This window comes from Acidomonas methanolica (genome assembly GCF_004346035.1).
Lineage (GTDB): Bacteria > Pseudomonadota > Alphaproteobacteria > Acetobacterales > Acetobacteraceae > Acidomonas > Acidomonas methanolica.
The window spans coordinates 26,134-42,684 of sequence record NZ_SLZN01000005.1 but is presented as its reverse complement, the minus strand read 5'-3'; the positions used below and the strand labels follow the sequence as shown (position 1 = coordinate 42,684).

The 16,551-nt window shown below is 65.2% G+C and carries 13 protein-coding genes; 4 read left to right on the top strand and 9 right to left on the bottom strand.

The genetic code is table 11. From position 1 onward, the window contains the following. Positions 1–14 precede the first annotated feature (14 nt). From EDC31_RS05630 to EDC31_RS05615, 4 genes are all read right to left on the bottom strand, one after another. Positions 15–1,340: a UDP-glucose dehydrogenase family protein gene (locus EDC31_RS05630; protein ID WP_186819989.1), complete on the bottom strand. Its 1,326-nt coding sequence runs from the start codon at positions 1,338–1,340 to the stop codon at positions 15–17. A gap of 357 nt (positions 1,341–1,697) precedes the next feature. After that, the gene (locus EDC31_RS05625) at positions 1,698–2,657 is read right to left on the bottom strand and encodes a glycosyltransferase family 2 protein (RefSeq protein WP_042056818.1); all 960 of its coding nucleotides are present in this window, start codon (positions 2,655–2,657) and stop codon (positions 1,698–1,700) included. Continuing rightward, complete coding sequence (locus EDC31_RS05620; RefSeq protein ID WP_239641573.1) at positions 2,654–3,805, bottom strand: glycosyltransferase; 1,152 nt, start codon at positions 3,803–3,805, stop codon at positions 2,654–2,656. Before EDC31_RS05620 ends, EDC31_RS05625 begins: the two co-directional genes overlap by 4 nt. 5 nt (positions 3,806–3,810) lie before the next feature. Then, positions 3,811–4,935 carry a GumK N-terminal domain-containing glycosyltransferase gene (locus tag EDC31_RS05615; RefSeq protein WP_042056821.1) on the bottom strand — a complete coding sequence of 375 codons (1,125 nt, stop codon included), beginning with the start codon at positions 4,933–4,935 and terminating at the stop codon, positions 3,811–3,813. Positions 4,936–5,296: 361 nt separating this feature from the next. Here EDC31_RS05615 and EDC31_RS05610 point away from each other — a divergent pair, with 361 nt between their 5' ends. From EDC31_RS05610 to EDC31_RS05600, 3 genes are all read left to right on the top strand, one after another. After that, entirely contained in the window at positions 5,297–6,592 is a 1,296-nt protein-coding gene (locus tag EDC31_RS05610) for a polysaccharide polymerase (protein WP_132126944.1), read from the top strand. Then, entirely contained in the window at positions 6,589–7,584 is a 996-nt protein-coding gene (locus EDC31_RS05605) for a glycoside hydrolase family 5 protein (protein WP_042056823.1), read from the top strand. The genes EDC31_RS05610 and EDC31_RS05605 overlap by 4 nt, the downstream gene beginning before the upstream one ends. Positions 7,585–7,651: 67 nt before the next feature. Next, positions 7,652–9,157: an oligosaccharide flippase family protein gene (locus tag EDC31_RS05600; protein ID WP_042056825.1), complete on the top strand. Its 1,506-nt coding sequence runs from the start codon at positions 7,652–7,654 to the stop codon at positions 9,155–9,157. A 39-nt stretch (positions 9,158–9,196) separates the two neighbouring features. Here the strand turns inward: EDC31_RS05600 and hpnE are convergent, their stop codons facing one another. The 4 genes from hpnE to radA form a co-directional block, all read right to left on the bottom strand. Continuing rightward, the gene (hpnE, locus tag EDC31_RS05595; protein ID WP_042056826.1) at positions 9,197–10,480 is read right to left on the bottom strand and encodes a hydroxysqualene dehydroxylase HpnE; all 1,284 of its coding nucleotides are present in this window, start codon (positions 10,478–10,480) and stop codon (positions 9,197–9,199) included. Between the two features lie 6 nt (positions 10,481–10,486). After that, a complete protein-coding gene (hpnD, locus tag EDC31_RS05590; RefSeq protein ID WP_052511721.1) occupies positions 10,487–11,359 on the bottom strand; it encodes a presqualene diphosphate synthase HpnD in 873 nt (290 codons plus the stop codon). Between the two features lie 222 nt (positions 11,360–11,581). Further along, on the bottom strand, positions 11,582–13,567 hold the full coding sequence (locus EDC31_RS05585; RefSeq protein WP_042056898.1) for a M1 family metallopeptidase: 1,986 nt from the start codon (positions 13,565–13,567) through the stop codon (positions 11,582–11,584). Positions 13,568–13,662: 95 nt separating this feature from the next. Beyond that, complete coding sequence (radA, locus tag EDC31_RS05580) at positions 13,663–15,069, bottom strand: DNA repair protein RadA (RefSeq protein WP_042056827.1); 1,407 nt, start codon at positions 15,067–15,069, stop codon at positions 13,663–13,665. A 222-nt stretch (positions 15,070–15,291) separates the two neighbouring features. On the opposite strand from radA, the gene EDC31_RS05575 reads away from it, so the two are divergent. Next, on the top strand, positions 15,292–15,888 hold the full coding sequence (locus tag EDC31_RS05575; RefSeq protein WP_042056828.1) for a YceI family protein: 597 nt from the start codon (positions 15,292–15,294) through the stop codon (positions 15,886–15,888). 12 nt (positions 15,889–15,900) lie between these two features. On the opposite strand, the gene EDC31_RS05570 is transcribed toward EDC31_RS05575, so the two are convergent. Then, positions 15,901–16,434 carry a GNAT family N-acetyltransferase gene (locus EDC31_RS05570; RefSeq protein WP_042056830.1) on the bottom strand — a complete coding sequence of 178 codons (534 nt, stop codon included), beginning with the start codon at positions 16,432–16,434 and terminating at the stop codon, positions 15,901–15,903. Between the last annotated feature and the right edge of the window lie 117 nt (positions 16,435–16,551).

The window sequence follows — 16,551 nt, the reverse complement described above, 5'->3', positions numbered from 1 at the left end:
CTTGCGGAAACGCGTTACGCCCTGCCGATCGAGGTATAATGGAATCCGGCAGCGCGCATTGCCGGTGGGTCGTAAATATTTCGCAGGTCGACGATCGCGGCCCCGCGCATGATCTGTCTGAGTTTGACGGGAGAGAGCGCGCGGAACTCGTTCCATTCCGTGAGAACGAGCAGCACGTCCGCGTCGCTTGCCGCGTCGAGCGCATCCTTGCAGTAGAAAACGCCCGCCGGCAGAAGCGAGCGGGCATTTTCCATCCCCGCCGGATCGAACACCCGGATGACGGCGCCGGCCTTGTCCAGCGTATGCAGGATCGGGACGGAGGGCGCCTCCCTCATGTCATCCGTCTCCGGCTTGAAGGTCAGGCCGAGGACGCCGACCGTCTTGCCCAGTATGCCGCCGTCGCAGGCCGCGATCACGCGCTCGGCCAGCTTGACCTTGCGGGCGTCGTTGACGGCGACAGTCGTTTCGATCAGGTGCGTCGGCGCGCCGGCCTCCCGTGCGATGGCCACCAGAGCGAGCGTATCCTTGGGGAAACAGGAGCCTCCGAAACCCGGTCCGGGATGCAGGAACTTGCGGCCGATTCGGCCGTCCAGGCCGATGCCGCGCGCGATGTCGTGGATGTCGGCGCCGGTTTTCTCGCACAGATCCGCCATTTCGTTGGCGAAGGTGACTTTCATGGCGAGGAACGCGTTGGACGCGTATTTGATGAGTTCCGCCGATTCGAGGCTTGCGAAGACGATGGGCGTCTCGATGAGATAGAGCGGGCGATACAGGCGTTTCATGATCTCGCGCGCCCGCGCGCCGCCATCGGCGCCGCCGGACTCGATGCCGATGATGACCCGGTCCGGCTTCATGAAGTCGTCGATGGCGTTCCCTTCGCGCAGGAACTCGGGATTGGAGGCGATATCGAAATCGAGGTCCGGCCGGGCCGCCCTGATGATGCGTGCGACCTCGCGGCCCGTGCCGACGGGCACTGTGGATTTCGTGACCACGACGGCATACTCCGTCATGGCATCGGCGATCTGCTTCGCCGCGGCATAGACATATTCGAGATCGGCGTGACCGTCTCCGCGCCGGGCCGGGGTGCCGACGGCGATGAAGATCGCTTCCGCGCCCTTGACCGCCGCGGCGATGTCGTCGCCGAATGTCAGTCTTCCGGCGGCGAAATTATCCGCCACGAGTTTGTCGAGTCCCGGCTCGTAGATCGGGATATGGCCCCTGCGCAGGGCGGCGAGGCGGCCGGGATGCGTTTCGACGACCGCGACCTCGATGCCGAATTCGGCGAAGCACGCGCCGGACACCAGGCCGACGTAACCGCCGCCGATCACTGCGATATGCATGTCTGCGTCCTTTCCCTGGAAAGATGCGTTTCTCAGAAAAGAATGGATCGGCTTGCCGGAAAAATTCCGGGCCTGATGGTGACTGAACCGGCTGCCGCGGCAAATTTCGCGGCGGCGATTTTGGCGTTCTGTTTCAATGTCCTGCCGAATGGATCGGCACCCGGCGAAGCGACGTGTCCGTAGACGGGATTCTGCTTGCGGCATCGGCGGGAGCGGAGAACCCCACCAATATGATTAATTTCTGGGAGAAGAACCAGGCATTTTTGTGGCGTCTTTCCCGTTTTTTTAACGGAACGCCGTCTCATGGCGGTTTAAGTGGCGTTTGCGCGTGCCTCGATGCGCAGCCGTGCGTCGCGCTCAGCCGCGCCGCGCGAGCCGCCGCCGCAGCGCGGCGAGACTCTGCCGCCCGGCGAGGAGAACGAATCCGGGACGTCTGACGGCGCGGCGCAGCAGGCCCATGATATTTGCCCTTCTGACCGCGACGGAGAAAAAATGCGCGTCGTCCAGCCTGGCCAGACCCTCGATTCGTTTGGCGATCAGACGTTCGAGCGCCGGATCGCCGGCGATGGGGGGAAGGCCGCTCGCGTCCCGTGCGGCGTCGATGAGTGCGCCATAGGCGATGCTGGTGCGGGTGATCTCGGAGGGGCGGCGGCTCACGGCGCCCTCGCGTTGCGTATAAAGATAGAGCGGTTCCGGCGAGACGCGAAACCGTGCGCCCGCCGAAAGCAGCCGCAGCATCAGCGTGAAATCTTCGCCATGACGTTGCTCGACCGGATAGCGTATGGATCGCGTGTTCAGGAAATCCCGCCGGAAAACCGGCTTGAGCAACCCCCAGTCCGGGGACTTGCCGTCCGCCGTGGTGTGGGCGAGGTAGTCCGCCAGGGCAATGTCGCCTGCCGGGACGCCATCTGAGCCCAGGGCCGCGCCCGTGACGACGGCCGCGCCGGCGTCGTAATAGGCGAGGCCGTCGGCCACCACGTCCAATGCCGGATTGTTCCGGATCAGCGACGCCAGATTTTCGAGCCGCGTCGGGGCGTAGGCGTCATCCGCGTCCAGGATCGCGATCCAGTCCCCGGTCGCGTGGTCGATTCCGGTGTTGCGCGCCAGGGAGGGGCCGCCGTTTCTGACGGTCTGCAAGACACGAACGCGCGGATCGTCCTCCGTGAGGCGTCTGACCGTGGCGAGCGTATCGTCGGGGGAGCAGTCGTCCACGATGAGGATTTCGTGCGGGGACAGGGTCTGCTCCTGGACCGAACGGATGGCGCGCGCGGCGAAGGAAGCGGCCTTGTAGACGGGCAGGATGACGGAAAACGTCATGCTGCGGCGACCGCATGGTCGTAAAGCTCTTCCAGCTTGCGGGTGCAGACGGCGATGTCGTGGGTCGAGGCGATGAAGCCGGGACCGGCTTCCCCCATGCGGTCCGCGAGCGAATCGTCCGTCAGTAGCGCCTCGAGATGCCGGGCGAGGGCCGCAACGTCGCGTTCGGGAAAGGCGAAGCCGGTTACGCCGTCGACGATCCCCTCGGTCGCGCCCCCGCGCGCGGAGGTGACGACCGGGAGGCCGCTGGCCTGCGCCTCCAGCAGGACGAGCGGCAGGCCCTCCGCGTCGCCGCTTTCGGCGGTGACGCTGGGGAGGCAGAAGACGCGGGCCTCGGCCATCAGGCGGAGCACGGTTTCCCGCGGAACGGCGCCGAGGAATGAGATATTCGGGTTGCCTGCCGCTTTTTTCTTCAGGGCCGCCGCATCGGGGCCGTCGCCCGCGATGACCAGGCGCGCGCCGGCGACGGTGCCTTGTATGCGTTCGAAGGCGTCGAGCAGGTAGGATGCGCCCTTCTTTTCCACCAGACGGCCGAGAAAGAGGATGATCGGCGCGCGCTGTCCGGGCGACGGGGCGGAGGGCGTGAATCGCCGCGGGTCGATGCCGATATGGCGCACCACGATTCTCTCGGGCGGCAGGCCCGCCGCGATCGCCGCCGCCCGGATATGGTCCGACACCGCGACGAACCAGACATGCTCCCGACGTGCGAGTCGGGCGAGCTTGCCGGGATAATTCTTCCAGCGTCGGCCCGTCCGTCCCTCCGCGAACCAGCGCATATGAGTCGTGATATCCGCCCCGTGCAGGGTGACGACGAGCGGAATGCCGAGTCGCCGTGCGATCGGCCAGGCCTCCACGCCGTCGAAGCCGAAATGGGCGTGGAGCAGGGCGGGTTTCAGGCGCCGCATGATGCCCATGATCTCGGGGGAGGCGGTATTCGCGCGTCGGATCAGCGCGCCGCGCGCTTTCTGGAGAAAGCTGGCCGGTCCGTGGCGAGGGGCGCGGATTTCGAGCCCGTCGAGGGGCAGCTTGCCGATCTCGCGCTCACCCACCAGGACGGGCCGCCAGCGTTCGAGGGCGAGCGCCTGATCGCGCACGAAGGTCTCGGAGAGGGGGAGGATTTCGGTGCGGTAGATCGCGACGGTCGGCATGGCGGTCATCCGGCGGCAGGATGGAGGCGATGTTCCGGGAATCGTTCCGGCGTCAGCAGCCGGTCCAGGATGTCGGACCAGCCCGGAGCGTCGATCGTGATGGGGGTGTCGTGGGCGAGGGCGGCGCGTATGGCCGATTCGATGGTCGCGGCGTCGCCGGGGCGATAGCCGAACCGGCCGGGCGCGTCACCCAGCGCGAAATACGGGCAGATGGCGGGAATCCCGAACAGGCCGAACTGCTTGAGCTTCAGTGACGTGTCGATGAGATAGCGCGGCGTGCCCGCGTCCAGATAGGGCGCCACGCCGAGCGCCGCGTGCCGGACGTAAGGCAAGGTGTCGGAGAAGGGCATTTCCTCGTGAATGACGATGTTGGCGCGCGCGTCGAGCTTCGACGCAGCCTTTCCGGCGCCGATGACGTGGAAGTCGAGTTCGGGGAAGAGCCGCGCGGCGATGTTGAAGAAATCCGCGTCGAACAGCATCGAGCCGACCGAGACGCAGCCCCGGCGGGCGCCGTAGGGCGAATCGTATGATCGTTCCGTCAGCGTGCGGTCGATGCCGTGCGGGGCGAAGATGGCGCTGCGCCCGTGCGGCAGACTGTCCAGCAGGAAGCGGGACGGCAGGCGGACGGTGTCGATTTCGTCGAAATGCGTTGCGAAATCGCGCTTGATCGTCTCGGCGGCGCCGATGACGGACAGGTCGTCGGACGCGAGATAAACGATTCGGGCTTTGGGGTTCAGGCGGCGGATATCGGGAATGAAAATCGCGGCCATGCCGGATTCGATGAACACCACCTCCGCCCAGCGGATGCCGTGGCGGAAGACGGCCGGCATCGTCAGGCGGTAGGCGCGGAAGAGAAGCCGTTCCAACGGCAGGAGCGCGGGCTTGCGGAGCGTGAACGGGTGCCAGAGCGTGCGATAGAGATAGCACTGGACGCCGTCCACGACCTCCGCGCGATTGGCGCGATCCTTGAGATCCGCACGCGTGTCGCCGCGATGTTCGGAGAGGCGGCTGAGGCCCACCGAGAAAAAACGGACAGGGCCGCGCTTCGCCAATTCTCCCGTGAGAAAATGGACGCTCGCCTTGCGGCGGGAGCGGAAGTCGTGCACCGATATCACCAATGACCTGACCATGAGATCGTTTTTGTTCCTGATGGTTCGACAAAAGGTGTTTTCGCGGAGGCGATCAGTACGGTAGCGTATGTGCGTTGGATGATAACGCGCCGTTCGTCATTTGCTATCCCGGATTATTTCCGGAAAGCGTCTTTTTTTTGGCCCGGCTGTGCGGCGGCGATGATCGGGCGGAAAAATCGGGGCCGTTCCGGCGAACGGCGCCGATTTTGCGTGCGTTACGTCGGCTGGAGCAGATCCCGTTCGAACGGGGTCATTCGAACGCGTGAAGATGCTCGTCAAAATACTGAACAGAGAGCCTTGTCACTGAACTGAAGTACAGTGGAAAGGCTCCGGCCGACAGATGACAGATGGGAGCGAAGGCGTGTCCGGTAGCACGATCAGACAAAGCGAGCTGTTCCCGTCGCCGCCTCTGGCGTCCGTCGGTTCAGTCGCCCTGCCTGTGAAAAGCCTCGGAAAATGGCTGGTCATGGCGAGCGCGACATTCAATCTCGTGTTGTGCTTCGCGTCCACGCGCGGATGGATTCATGCCGGCAGCGCCTTCGTGGCCGGTGTCGAAATGACGATCCTCGCGATCGGATTCTGGGCCGTCCGCACCTGTCTGAGCTGGCGGGCCATCGCGATCATCTGGGTGGTCTGCGCCGATCTGGTCGGCGTGAAGATGATCAATCCGGCCGCCAGCCTCAAGATCATCCATGATCTGGGGATCGCCTATATTTTCTATCATCTCGGGCGGCAGGGCGGCCTGCGTCAGGCCGATTCCGCCATGTGGCTGACAATGTGGGCGGTGCTTGCGGTCGGGATGTTCGAACTTCTGGCCACGAATCTGTTCGGCCAGATGTTCAACATATGGCAGTATTATGTCCAGAAGGGCGTGATCAGCGCCACCACGATCAATTACGGCAATTCGACGTTCTTTCGCAGCGGCGATCGCGGGGGGTCGATGACGCGCACTTTTTTCCCCGGGCTGCTCGGGCCGCACCGCGTCTCCTCCATCTTTCTGGAGCCCGTTTCCCTGGGGAATTATGCGTCGGTGATTTTCGCCTATGTCCTCAGCGTCGCGCGGAACCAGGCGGGGCAGCGGCATCTCTGCCTGGCCGCGGCGGCGCTGTTCTGCGTGGTGCTCGGCGATTCCCGCTTCGCTTCGGGCTGTTGTCTGCTCATGGCGGCGATGCGCTTCATGCCGTTCCGGCGCAGCGCCTGGGTCGCGTTTCTGATGCCAATCTGCGTCGCGACGGCGTTGCTCGTGGTCGGATCGCTGAACGAACGGCCCGGAATCCCGCCCGCCATCGTGACCGACGACCTCAAGGGGCGTCTTCTCTTCTCGGCGCGGTTGCTCGATTATTGGAATATCGGCCAATGGTTCGCGTTTGCGCCGTCTCCAATCTATACGGCCGATACCGGCTACGCCTATGTCGTCAATGCGCTGGGATTGCCGCTCGCGCTGTTCCTGCTCGGGATTTTCGCGTTCCATCGCTGCGTCACGCCTGAAGCCCGTCTGATGCGGACGATGATCTCGACGTATTTCAGTGCGTCGCTCTGTATCGGGGCGGCCGCTTTCAGCATCAAGACGGCCGCTCTTCTGTGGCTCGCCTATGGGGCGCTGGATGTGTCGCGGGCGCGGCTGCGACATCCCTCCGCCGGAGATGAAGGATCATGAAATTGTCCAGTCGTCCGATCTGTCTCGCGGCACTCTTTTTGCTCGCGAGCCACTCCGCCGCGACGTCCGCGCAGACCTATCGCGGCGTGAATCTCGCCGGGATGGAGTTCAATTCAGGGAAGATTCCAGGTCGTTACGGCTGGGATTACATCTCCCCCAAGGAGAGCGAATTCGCGTATTATGCCGGTAAAGGCATGAACGTTTTCCGCATCCCCGTCCTGTGGGAACGGCTGCAACCTGCGCTGAACGGACCGCTGGACCCCGCGGAACTGGGGCGACTTCAGCAGATCGTGGACATGGGAGAAAAATATCACGCCCATATTATTGTCGATATTCATAATTACGGGCGGTACAGGGGGAAGGTTATCGGTTCGGATGACGTGACTCCCGCGTCCTTCGCGGATCTGTGGCGTCGGCTGGCGGATGTTTTCAAGGAGAAGCCGGCCGTGATGTTCGGACTGATGAATGAGCCGCAACTCTCTTCCGCCGACTCCTGGGCGCAGGTGCAACAGCAGGCGATCGACGCCATTCGGGGGACGGGCGCGCGCAATGACATTCTCGTCTCGGGCATCGGGTGGGATGGCGCGCATAATTTTCCCCAGTTGAATGGCGATGCCTTGGCCGCGCTGCGGGACCCGGCGCAAAATCTGGTTTATGAAGTGCATCAATATTTCGACAGCAATTATTCCGGGACGAAGCCGGACTGTATTGCCCCGCCACAGGCCGTCCAGCAACTGACCGGTGTGACGGCTTGGCTGCGTGCCCGCCGGGCGCGAGGATTTCTCGGGGAATTCGGCGTCGGGCGTTCCGACATCTGCGAGCAGGATCTGTCGCTCGTCGTGAAATACATGCAGGATAACAGGGACGTCTGGTTGGGCTGGACCTATTGGGCCGGCGGCCCGCTCTGGGGCGACTACATGTTCACGCTCGATCCGACCAGGGATGGGCAGGACCGGCCCCAGATGGACGCCTTGCGCGACGTTCTCAAGTAATGCCTATGACGAAGGGGCGTATTGGTGACGTGATGATTGTTCTTCTCCCCCGGATGTGGCTCTTTCCATGACGGCAACGCCAGGGAGGCATGGGTCCTCCGCCATCAGCCGGGCCGCGACCAGCGGATTCATCTGGCTTTTCGTGCAGAGCTTCGCGGCGCGGGGCGCGGGTTTCCTGTCCCAGCTTGTCCTGGCGCGGCTGTTGCTGCCCGCCGACTGGGGGACGATCGCGCTGGCCCAGACCGTGACGCAGATCGCGAATTCGCTGGTCAGCTTCGGTGTGGACGACGTGCTGCTCCAGCGCCAGAAGACGATCGGCTCATGGCTGGCGCCGGCCTTCTGGATCTCCTTTTCCCTCGGCATGATCGGCATGCTGGCCATGTTCGCGGTCGCGCCTCTGGCGGCGCACTGGTATCATTCCGCCGATCTGGTGGGGTTGATCTGCATGATCGCCGTCGCGACGCCCCTGCGCACGCTGGCGACGGTGCCGTCCGTGGTCATCCGGTCGGAAATGGATTTCCGGTTTCTCGCCGTCTACAATACGTTCGAGATCGTGGCGCTTCAGACGCTGACGATCATCTTCGCGTGGATGAATTTCGGCGCCTATAGTTTCGCGCTGCCTTTTCCGCTCCTGGGTTTTGTGAAGGCCATCTATTTCTGGCGTCGCTCGCCGCCTACAATCTTCCGCCGTTTCCGCCGCGTGCAGGTACACTACATTCTCGGCAGCAGTTCGATCGTTTTCGCGTCGCGCACGCTGGTCGAGATCCTTAACCAGGGCGATTACATCGTACTTGGTTTGATCGCCTCGAAGAATGTGGTCGGACTGTATTTCTTCGCGTTCCGCTTTTCGGTCCAGCCGGTCCGCATGCTGGCCGGCAATTTCAATAACGTGCTTTTTCCGGCCCTGACGACGCTGCGGTCCGAGCCGCTGAAGCAGGCGCAGGCCGCGCTGAAAGCCAGCCGCCTGCTCGCCTATCTGGTGATGCCGTTCTGCTTCCTGCAGGCCGCCATGGCGGCGCCGGGGCTGCACCTGCTGTTCGGCGAGCGCTGGATGAAGGCCGTGCCCTATGTTCAGATTCTGAGCATAGGGTTGCCCTTCGACGCCATGAGCTGGATCTCCGGGGCGCTCCTCAGCGCGCGCCGCGAGTTCTGGCGCGCGTTCTATTTCGCGGCCATCGCGACGCCATTGTTCTTCGGGGTCGCTCTGCTTGGCGGAAAGCTGGGCGGCGCGTTGGGCGTGGCACTGGCTGTCGCGCTTTATTATTTCATATATCCCCCCGTCACCTCTCTTCTGGTCTTCTGTCGTCTGGGCGTAGGGCTCTCCACCGTCATGGAAATGTATCTCATGCCGTCCCTTCTGGCGGGAGCGGCGATGCTGGGGGGTTATCTGGTTTCCCTGCTGCCGTACCTTCGCGAGTACGACCTGATCCGCGTCATGTTGATCGGATGCGTGGGGTTGCCGTTCTATTGGGGGTTACTGGTTCTGTTTCGGCCGGACATCCATGCGCAATTGCGCGATCGGATGCTCAATCTGTTCGGGCGATTCGCCCGTCGGCGGGAAGCCTCGGCTTAGTCAGGACGATGGAGCAACTCGGCTGCCCGGGCCGCCATTTCACACGAGGCCGCTCGTCCGGGCCGCCGTCACGCCGGAGCGAATCGCGCCTTCAATCGTCGAGGGCAGGCCCGTCTGCGTCCAGTCGCCTGCGAGCACGAGATTCGCGAACGGCGTCCTTCCCCCCGGCCGCCGCCGATCCTGTTCGGGGGTCGCCGTGAAAGTCGCCCGCTTCTCCCGGATCAGCCGTGACGGCGGCGGTGTCTCCGGCAATCCGCCCGCCACCACCGGCCCGAGCGCACGCCTGACCTCGCCCCAGATCGTGGCGCACAGCTCTTCGTTCTCCCGCGCCGTGTAGCGGTTGGCGGCGCTCACCGTGACGGAAATGACATCCCCCTTGACGAAGGCCCATTCCGTCACGCCGCCCACGACGCCGACAAATCCCGTCCGTGCCACCATCCCGCGCAGGACCGGCTTCGCATCGAGTCGGAAATGCAGATTGACGATGCTCTCGAAGGCGTCCGGCACCGTCAGCTCCGGCCAGAACGGCCCGAGCACGCTCGCCGCCACGGGCGCGGGCGCGGCGAAGACCACGTGATCCTCCGGCCCCAACGCCACCCTCTCCTCACCGAAAGACAGCGCCGTCACGCGACCGTCCGCCGCCTCGATCGACGACAGCCGCGCGCCGGTCCGCACCTCGCCGCCCAGAAGTTCGAGATGTCGCACCGCCGGATCGACGAAACTTTCCGACAACCCCTCCGCCGGATACCAGGGACGGCACGCCATGCCGCCTTTCGCCAGCGATTCGCGCACGATGTTCGCCAGCAGGACCGCGCTGCCGATGTCGCAACTCGTGTTCAGCGCCGACACGGCGAAGGGCTCCAGCAGCCGGTGCGCCAGCATCCCGGGTTTCAGGCACTCCGCCACCGTCCTGTCTCCCGTCGCCCGCAACAGCGTCAGCAGCGCGCCCAGCTCCGCCACCCGCATGCCCGGCACACGCGCCCCGCCCGGCAAGGCCCAGAACGGCACGCGCCCTCTGGAGAGCCGCAGCGTCCAACCCAGCCCGGCCTCCAGATCGAACCAGGGAAAGACCGGCGCGCCCGGCCCTTTCAGCGTCTTTTCCGCGCCGATCAGCCCGAGATAGCGGAAGGCCGCCGCATTGGCCGAAAGCAGCAGGTGGTTGCCGTTATCCACCCGCGCGCCGAGTGCCCTGTCGAAATAGGAGCGCGCCCGACCGCCGCAGGCCGGCCCCGCTTCATGGACGGTGACGAATGCCCGGCCCGCCAGCTCGACCGCCGCCGACAGCCCGGCCAGACCGCCGCCGATCACATGAACCCGCGTCATCGGCGCTCAGACGAAATAGGCCAGCAGCGACCGGGCCACACGCGCCGGTTTCCACAGCTTCACCGGCACTTCCGGATGTCGCCAGCCCTTGCGCTCCAACGCATCCAGCACGCAGAGATAGGACGCCGCCATCATGCGCGCGGGGCGCATGGCCACACGGTCGCATTGGCCCATCGCCTCCCGCGCGCGACGGAAATGATCCCGCGCCCGCCGCGCCAGGATGCGGCAGAGCGGGTCCAGTCCCAGCGCGTACAGCGCCTCCTGCGGATCGTCCGGCACGTCGAAACGTCGCAGCAACTCGCGCGGCAGGTAGAGCCGTCCGCGATCGGCGTCCTCCTGCAGATCCCGCAGGATGTTGGTCAGTTGCAGCGCGCGGCCGAGATGATGCGCCACCTGGTCCGCCGCGTCGGAACTGTCCCCGAACACCCGCACGGAGAGCCGGCCCACCGCCGAGGCCACGCGGTCGCAATAGAGATCGAGCGTCGCCTCCTCCGGCGCCACGATCGGTCCGGCCGCATCCATCGCCATGCCGTCGATGACCGCGTCGAAATCCGCCTGACGCAGCGCGAAACGCCGGATCGCCGCCACCAGCGCCCGGTCGAGCCCGTCGCGCGTCTCGCCGTCATGGAGCCGCGCCACCCGCTCGTGCCACGCCTCCAGCGCCGCCGCCGCGTCGGGGACCGGCGCGTCGCCGTCGGCGATGTCATCCACCTCCCGGCAGAAGGCATAGATCGCATACATCGCGAACCGGCGGACCGGCGGCAGAACGCGCATCCCCTTTGCAAAGGACGTGCCCGCCCGCTCCACGATCGCCGCCACGAGATCGTGGTCCGCCTGGGTGCAAACCGGCGACGGTCCGGCCGTCACGACCGGCCCCACGCTCTCATCGGCGCGATACGCTGCGTTCAAGACACTGTCTCCCTTGCTGTCCCCGACGCCGCTTCTAGCGGGAATCGGCGTCGGGGCAAAATCGGCCGCTCCGGCCCTGGAGGGTGCGGGGACCGTTCTCCTTTTTCTGAATGAAGGAAAGGAGCAAGGCGTTTGATTTTCCTTTCAGAAAAGAGCGACGTTCCCTTGCCGTCATCGGCGTTATGGAACCCCTTACTTGCCCGACCAGACATCCCCGGACCGATCCGGCATCGGCAGGACGTGGGCGGGGTCGAGTTCCGCCCCGGAGAGGGGCGCATGGCCGGGAAAGGAGACCGTCACCCGGTCATGCAGATACCATGCCTCGGTCGGCACGCGCCGCTCGGCCGTCGCGCCGTCGGCGAAGCGGACGCGCAGCAGCACCGGCAGAGGCAGCTTGCCCCGGTTGCGCACCGTCACGGCGCCGTCCGCCGCCGAAACGCCGTCGATCGCATAGGACGGCCACCAGTTCTCGAGATACCAGCCGCGCCAGAACCAGGTCAGATCCTCGCCCGCCGCGCTGCTCATGAAGCGGAAGAAATCCGACGGCGCGGGATGGTGGAACGCCCAGTCGCGGATATAGGCGCGAAAGGCCGCGTCGAAACGTTCCGGCCCCAGAATCTGCTCGCGCAGCAGCATCAACCCGTAGGCGGATTTGAAATAGGTCACGGGGTGACGATATTTCTCCGGAACGAGTTCCGAGGGCAGCATCAAGGTCGGCGCCGCCGGATCGGTCAGCACGGGCAGGATATCCGCCGCCGGATCACCCGTCTGGGGCGCGAATTCCGCATCCTGCTTGGGAGCGAATTCGCCATGATTGAAATGCTGCGAGGCGTAGGCGTCGATGAAGGTGTTGAAGCCTTCGTCCATGAAGGCGTGACGCCGCTCGTTGCTGCCGACGATCATCGGAAACCAGCCGTGACCCAGCTCATGCGTCGTGATCCAGAACAGTTCCGCCCCATGATCCTGCCAGCCGTCGAACACGATGCCAGGATATTCCATCCCCGCGCCGTGACCGCCGAGATTGACCGCGTCCGGCCACGGGTAAGGGTACCATTGCGACGAGAAATACTCGATCGCGTGCTTCACATATTCGGTGGAGCGATCCCAGCCCTTCGGCCCTGCTCCTTCCGCGGCATAGGCCGACATCGCCAGACGCGGCTGCGGCTTCATTCCCGGCGCGGGCGCGAGGGGCGGCAGATCCAGCCGCGCCGCGTCCCAGACGAACGCATCCGACGCGGCGAACGCCACGTCGCGCGTGTTCGTCATGTGGAAATGCCATGTTTTCTCGCCGCTGCGCGCCAGATGGCTCGACGGCTCATGCGCCTCCGCCGCCGTCCGGATCATCACCCGCGTCTCGCTCTTTGCCGCCGCCGCGAGACGCTCCCGCTCGACCGGCGTCAGCACTTCCTGCGGATTGAGCAGCGCGCCGGACCCGACGACGGTGAAATTCCACGGCACCGTCACCGCGTAATCGAAATTGCCGTAATCGAGATAAAATTCCTGCCCGAGATAGGGCAAGGTGTCCCAGCCGCGCAGATCGTCATAAACCGCCATGCGCGGATACCATTGGGCGATCTCATAAATCTCGCCGTCGCGCGTTTGAGTGACCGCCGTCCGGCCGCCCCAGGCGCCGGGGATGGCGTAGTGCCACCGCACATGCAGCCGGGCGACGCCGCCATGCGGCAAAGGGGCAGGCAGCACGATCCGCATGCGCGTGTCGGACACCAGCGGCGAAACGACGGTTTCCGGCCCCTTGCCCGTCAGGCCGACGCCGTCGAGCACGATCCCGTCCGTGAAATGCGGATGGCGTTCCGGATTGCTGAGCGCCCCCCGCGCATCGGCGCGATAGATGTTCTGATCGAGCTGGACCCAGAGTTCGTTCAGCGTATCCGGGCTGTTATTGGTATAAGTGATGGTCTCCTCGCCCTGGAGTGTTTTCGCCCGGGTGTCGATCCGCGCATGAATCACGTAATCCGCCCGGTTCTGCCAATAATTGGGGCCGGGTTTGCCCGAGCCGGATCTGTACGCGTTCACCGGTCCCGGCAGAGCGAGCGCGCCGAACACCTCCCGCGCGACCGGGGGTGAGGTCTGGTCCGGCGCCGGAGGCTCCCCCGCCGAAACGGCCGCCGGCCACAGCGCCGCCAGCACGAGCAGGTAAGATCGCATCTGAGCCCCCATCTTCACATCGATTTCCCTTGCCTTATCGGAACGAAGAAGCTCCGGCAAGCGGCCTCCTGCGTTCAGGAAGGCAACATTTCCCGGCCAGAAAGATCTCACCCCTTCTCCCCGGGCGGCACGAACGCGCTCACCAGATCGCCCAGATGGCCGATCTCCCTGAGGGCCAGGTTTTCCGGCGGCCGCGTCTTCTTGCCGGAAGCGGCGATCCGCCGCGGCAGGACCGCGCTGTCGAAGCCCAGCTTTCCCGCCTCGCGCAGTCGCAGATCGGCCTGCGGCACCTGCCGGACCTCGCCGGAAAGGCCGATTTCCCCGAAATAGGCCGCCCCGCCCGAGGTCGGCACGCCCGTCGCCGCCGAGGTCAGCGCCGCCGCCACGGCCAAATCGGCCGCGGGCTCCGTCACCCGCAAGCCGCCCGCGATGTTGAGGAACACATCCATGCCGCTCAATTTCAGCCCGCATCGCGTATCGAGAACGGCCAGCAGCATGTTCAGCCGCCCGGCATCCCACCCGATCACGCTCCGGCGCGCCGCGCCGTCTCCGGCCTTGGGCGAGAGAAGCGCCTGAATTTCCAGCAGGACCGGCCGCGTCCCCTCCAGCCCCGCGAACACCGCCGAGCCGGCGATATTCCCGCGTCGCTCCGCCAGAAACAGCGCCGACGGATTGGGCACTTCCGCCAGCCCGGTATCGGTCATCGCGAAAACGCCGATCTCGTCCGTCGCGCCGAAGCGGTTCTTCGCGGCGCGCAGGATGCGGAACTGATGCCCGCGATCCCCTTCGAAATACATCACCGCATCCACCATGTGCTCCAGCACGCGCGGCCCCGCCAGCGCCCCCTCCTTCGTGACATGGCCGATCAGGATCAGGGCGAAACCCTGCGTCTTGGCCAGGCGGATCAGCTCGAAGGCGCAGGCCCGCACCTGCGCCACCGAGCCCGGCGCACTCTCGACGCTGTCGAGCCACATGGTCTGGATCGAATCGATGACGACCACCTCATGCGCCGCCTCGCGCGAACGCTCCTGCTCCAGGGTCCCCGCGATTTCCGACACGTTGATGCTCGCGGCCAGATCCAGGGTCGGCGCCTGCAGGTCCAGCCGCCGCGCCCGCAGCCGCAACTGGTCCACCGCCTCCTCGCCCGAGACATACAGCACCTGCCGCCCGCTTCGCGCCAGGGCACAGGTCGCCTGCAACATCAGCGTGGATTTGCCGATTCCGGGATCGCCGCCCACCAGCACCGCCGAGCCCGGCACCAGCCCGCCCCCCAGCACACGGTCGAACTCCGCGATCCCGGTCATCACACGCGGCGGCGGGGCGCTCGCGCCGTCGAGATGCACGAGGTTCAGCCGCCCCTTGACCGCCTTCGCCTGTCCCGCTCGGGATGACGGGCCCGCGCTCTCTTCGACCAGAGTGTTCCATTCGCCACACGCGTCGCATCGCCCGGCCCATTTGCTGTGGACCGCGCCGCAATGCCCGCAGACGAACTGAATGGAAGATCGTTTTGCCATGGGGAAGCGGTCTCTCAATCCTGATGGGTCGGGCTCCTTTCATGCCGAAAGAACAAAAACAAAACAAGAACATTTTGGGTCGCGTCTCGATCGGGAACCCGGGAGCCGGACGGAGCGTCATCCTCCGGAAACGATCTCTTTCCATCATTTTCATTCGTTTGCGACAGCCGACCGGCTAGCCTGTCCCGTCAGCCTGTCCGACTGTTCAGCACGGAGAATTTCATGAAGCGCCTTTTCCTCGCCGCGGCCTCCCTGTCCTTTGGCCTCGTGGCCGGAGCCCCGGCCTTCGCCGCCCCGGCCCCCCAGAGCGGCGTCTACGCGATCGAGCCCACCCACACGCAGGTCGTCTTCTCCGTCCTGCATTTCGGCTTCACCACCTATACGGGTCTCTTTTCCAATGTCTCGGGCACGCTCCATCTGAATGCGGCCACCCCCGCCGAGTCCAGCTTGAACGTCACCATTCCGGTTTCCTCCGTGCAAACCACCAGTGACGTGCTGACGGGTGAACTCAAGGCCGATGACTGGTTCGACGCCGCGAAATATCCCGACGCCACTTTCGTCTCGACCTCCGTCCGGCAGACCGATCCGCACGACGCCATCGTGACCGGCACGCTGACGATCCGCGGCATTTCGAAGCCCGAGACGCTGGCCGTGCATTTCATCGGCGCGGGCGTGAATCCGATGGACAAGAAGTTCACCGTCGGTTTCGAGGCGACCGGCACCATCAAGCGGAGCGATTTCGGCGTCAGCAAATACGTGCCCTATGTCAGCGACGCGGTGGAACTCCACATCGCCGGCGCGTTCGAAAAGCAGGGCTGAAGCTGCCCCGCGTCAGGCCAGCCGCTTGCGCATCTTCAGCATCGGCACGCGGCGACCATCCGGCGTTTCGGCGGCATAGGGCTCGCCCCTCTGCCAGCCGCACCGCTCATAGAGAGGAATCCCCGCGAGCGTGGCCATCAGCACGCCGGAGGTGAACCCCTCCGCCCGCGCGGCGGCCTCGGAGTGCGCCAGAATCCGGCTCCCGACACCCCGGCGCGCGAAATCGGGATGGGTGTACATGGCGCGGAACCGCGCGGGATCGACCTGCGGGTCAAGCAGCGCATCGCTTCGTCCCGTCGTGTGATTGCCGCCGAACAGCGTCGCCCGACGGCTCCAGCCGCCGCACCCCGCGACCGCACCGCCGCATTCGACGATATAATAGGTGCCGTCCGCGATCAGCGTCGTGTCCAGCCCCATGACGGCGCGTGAGGCCTCGATCGTCCCGGCATCGAGAAAACCGCGCTGCAATTCGGCGATCGCCGCCTCCATCACTGCCCGCAGGACAGGAACATCCTCCGGCGTCGCGGTCCGGATCACAGGGTTCATCAACTCAGCATACCGGATGGCGGGGCGTGAGCAAAGCCGCCATTCACCCGGCGGACGCGCCTGTTTTCGCCGATGTTTTTTGCAATTGACGGCGGGGGCGGAAACCTGCGAGAAGTC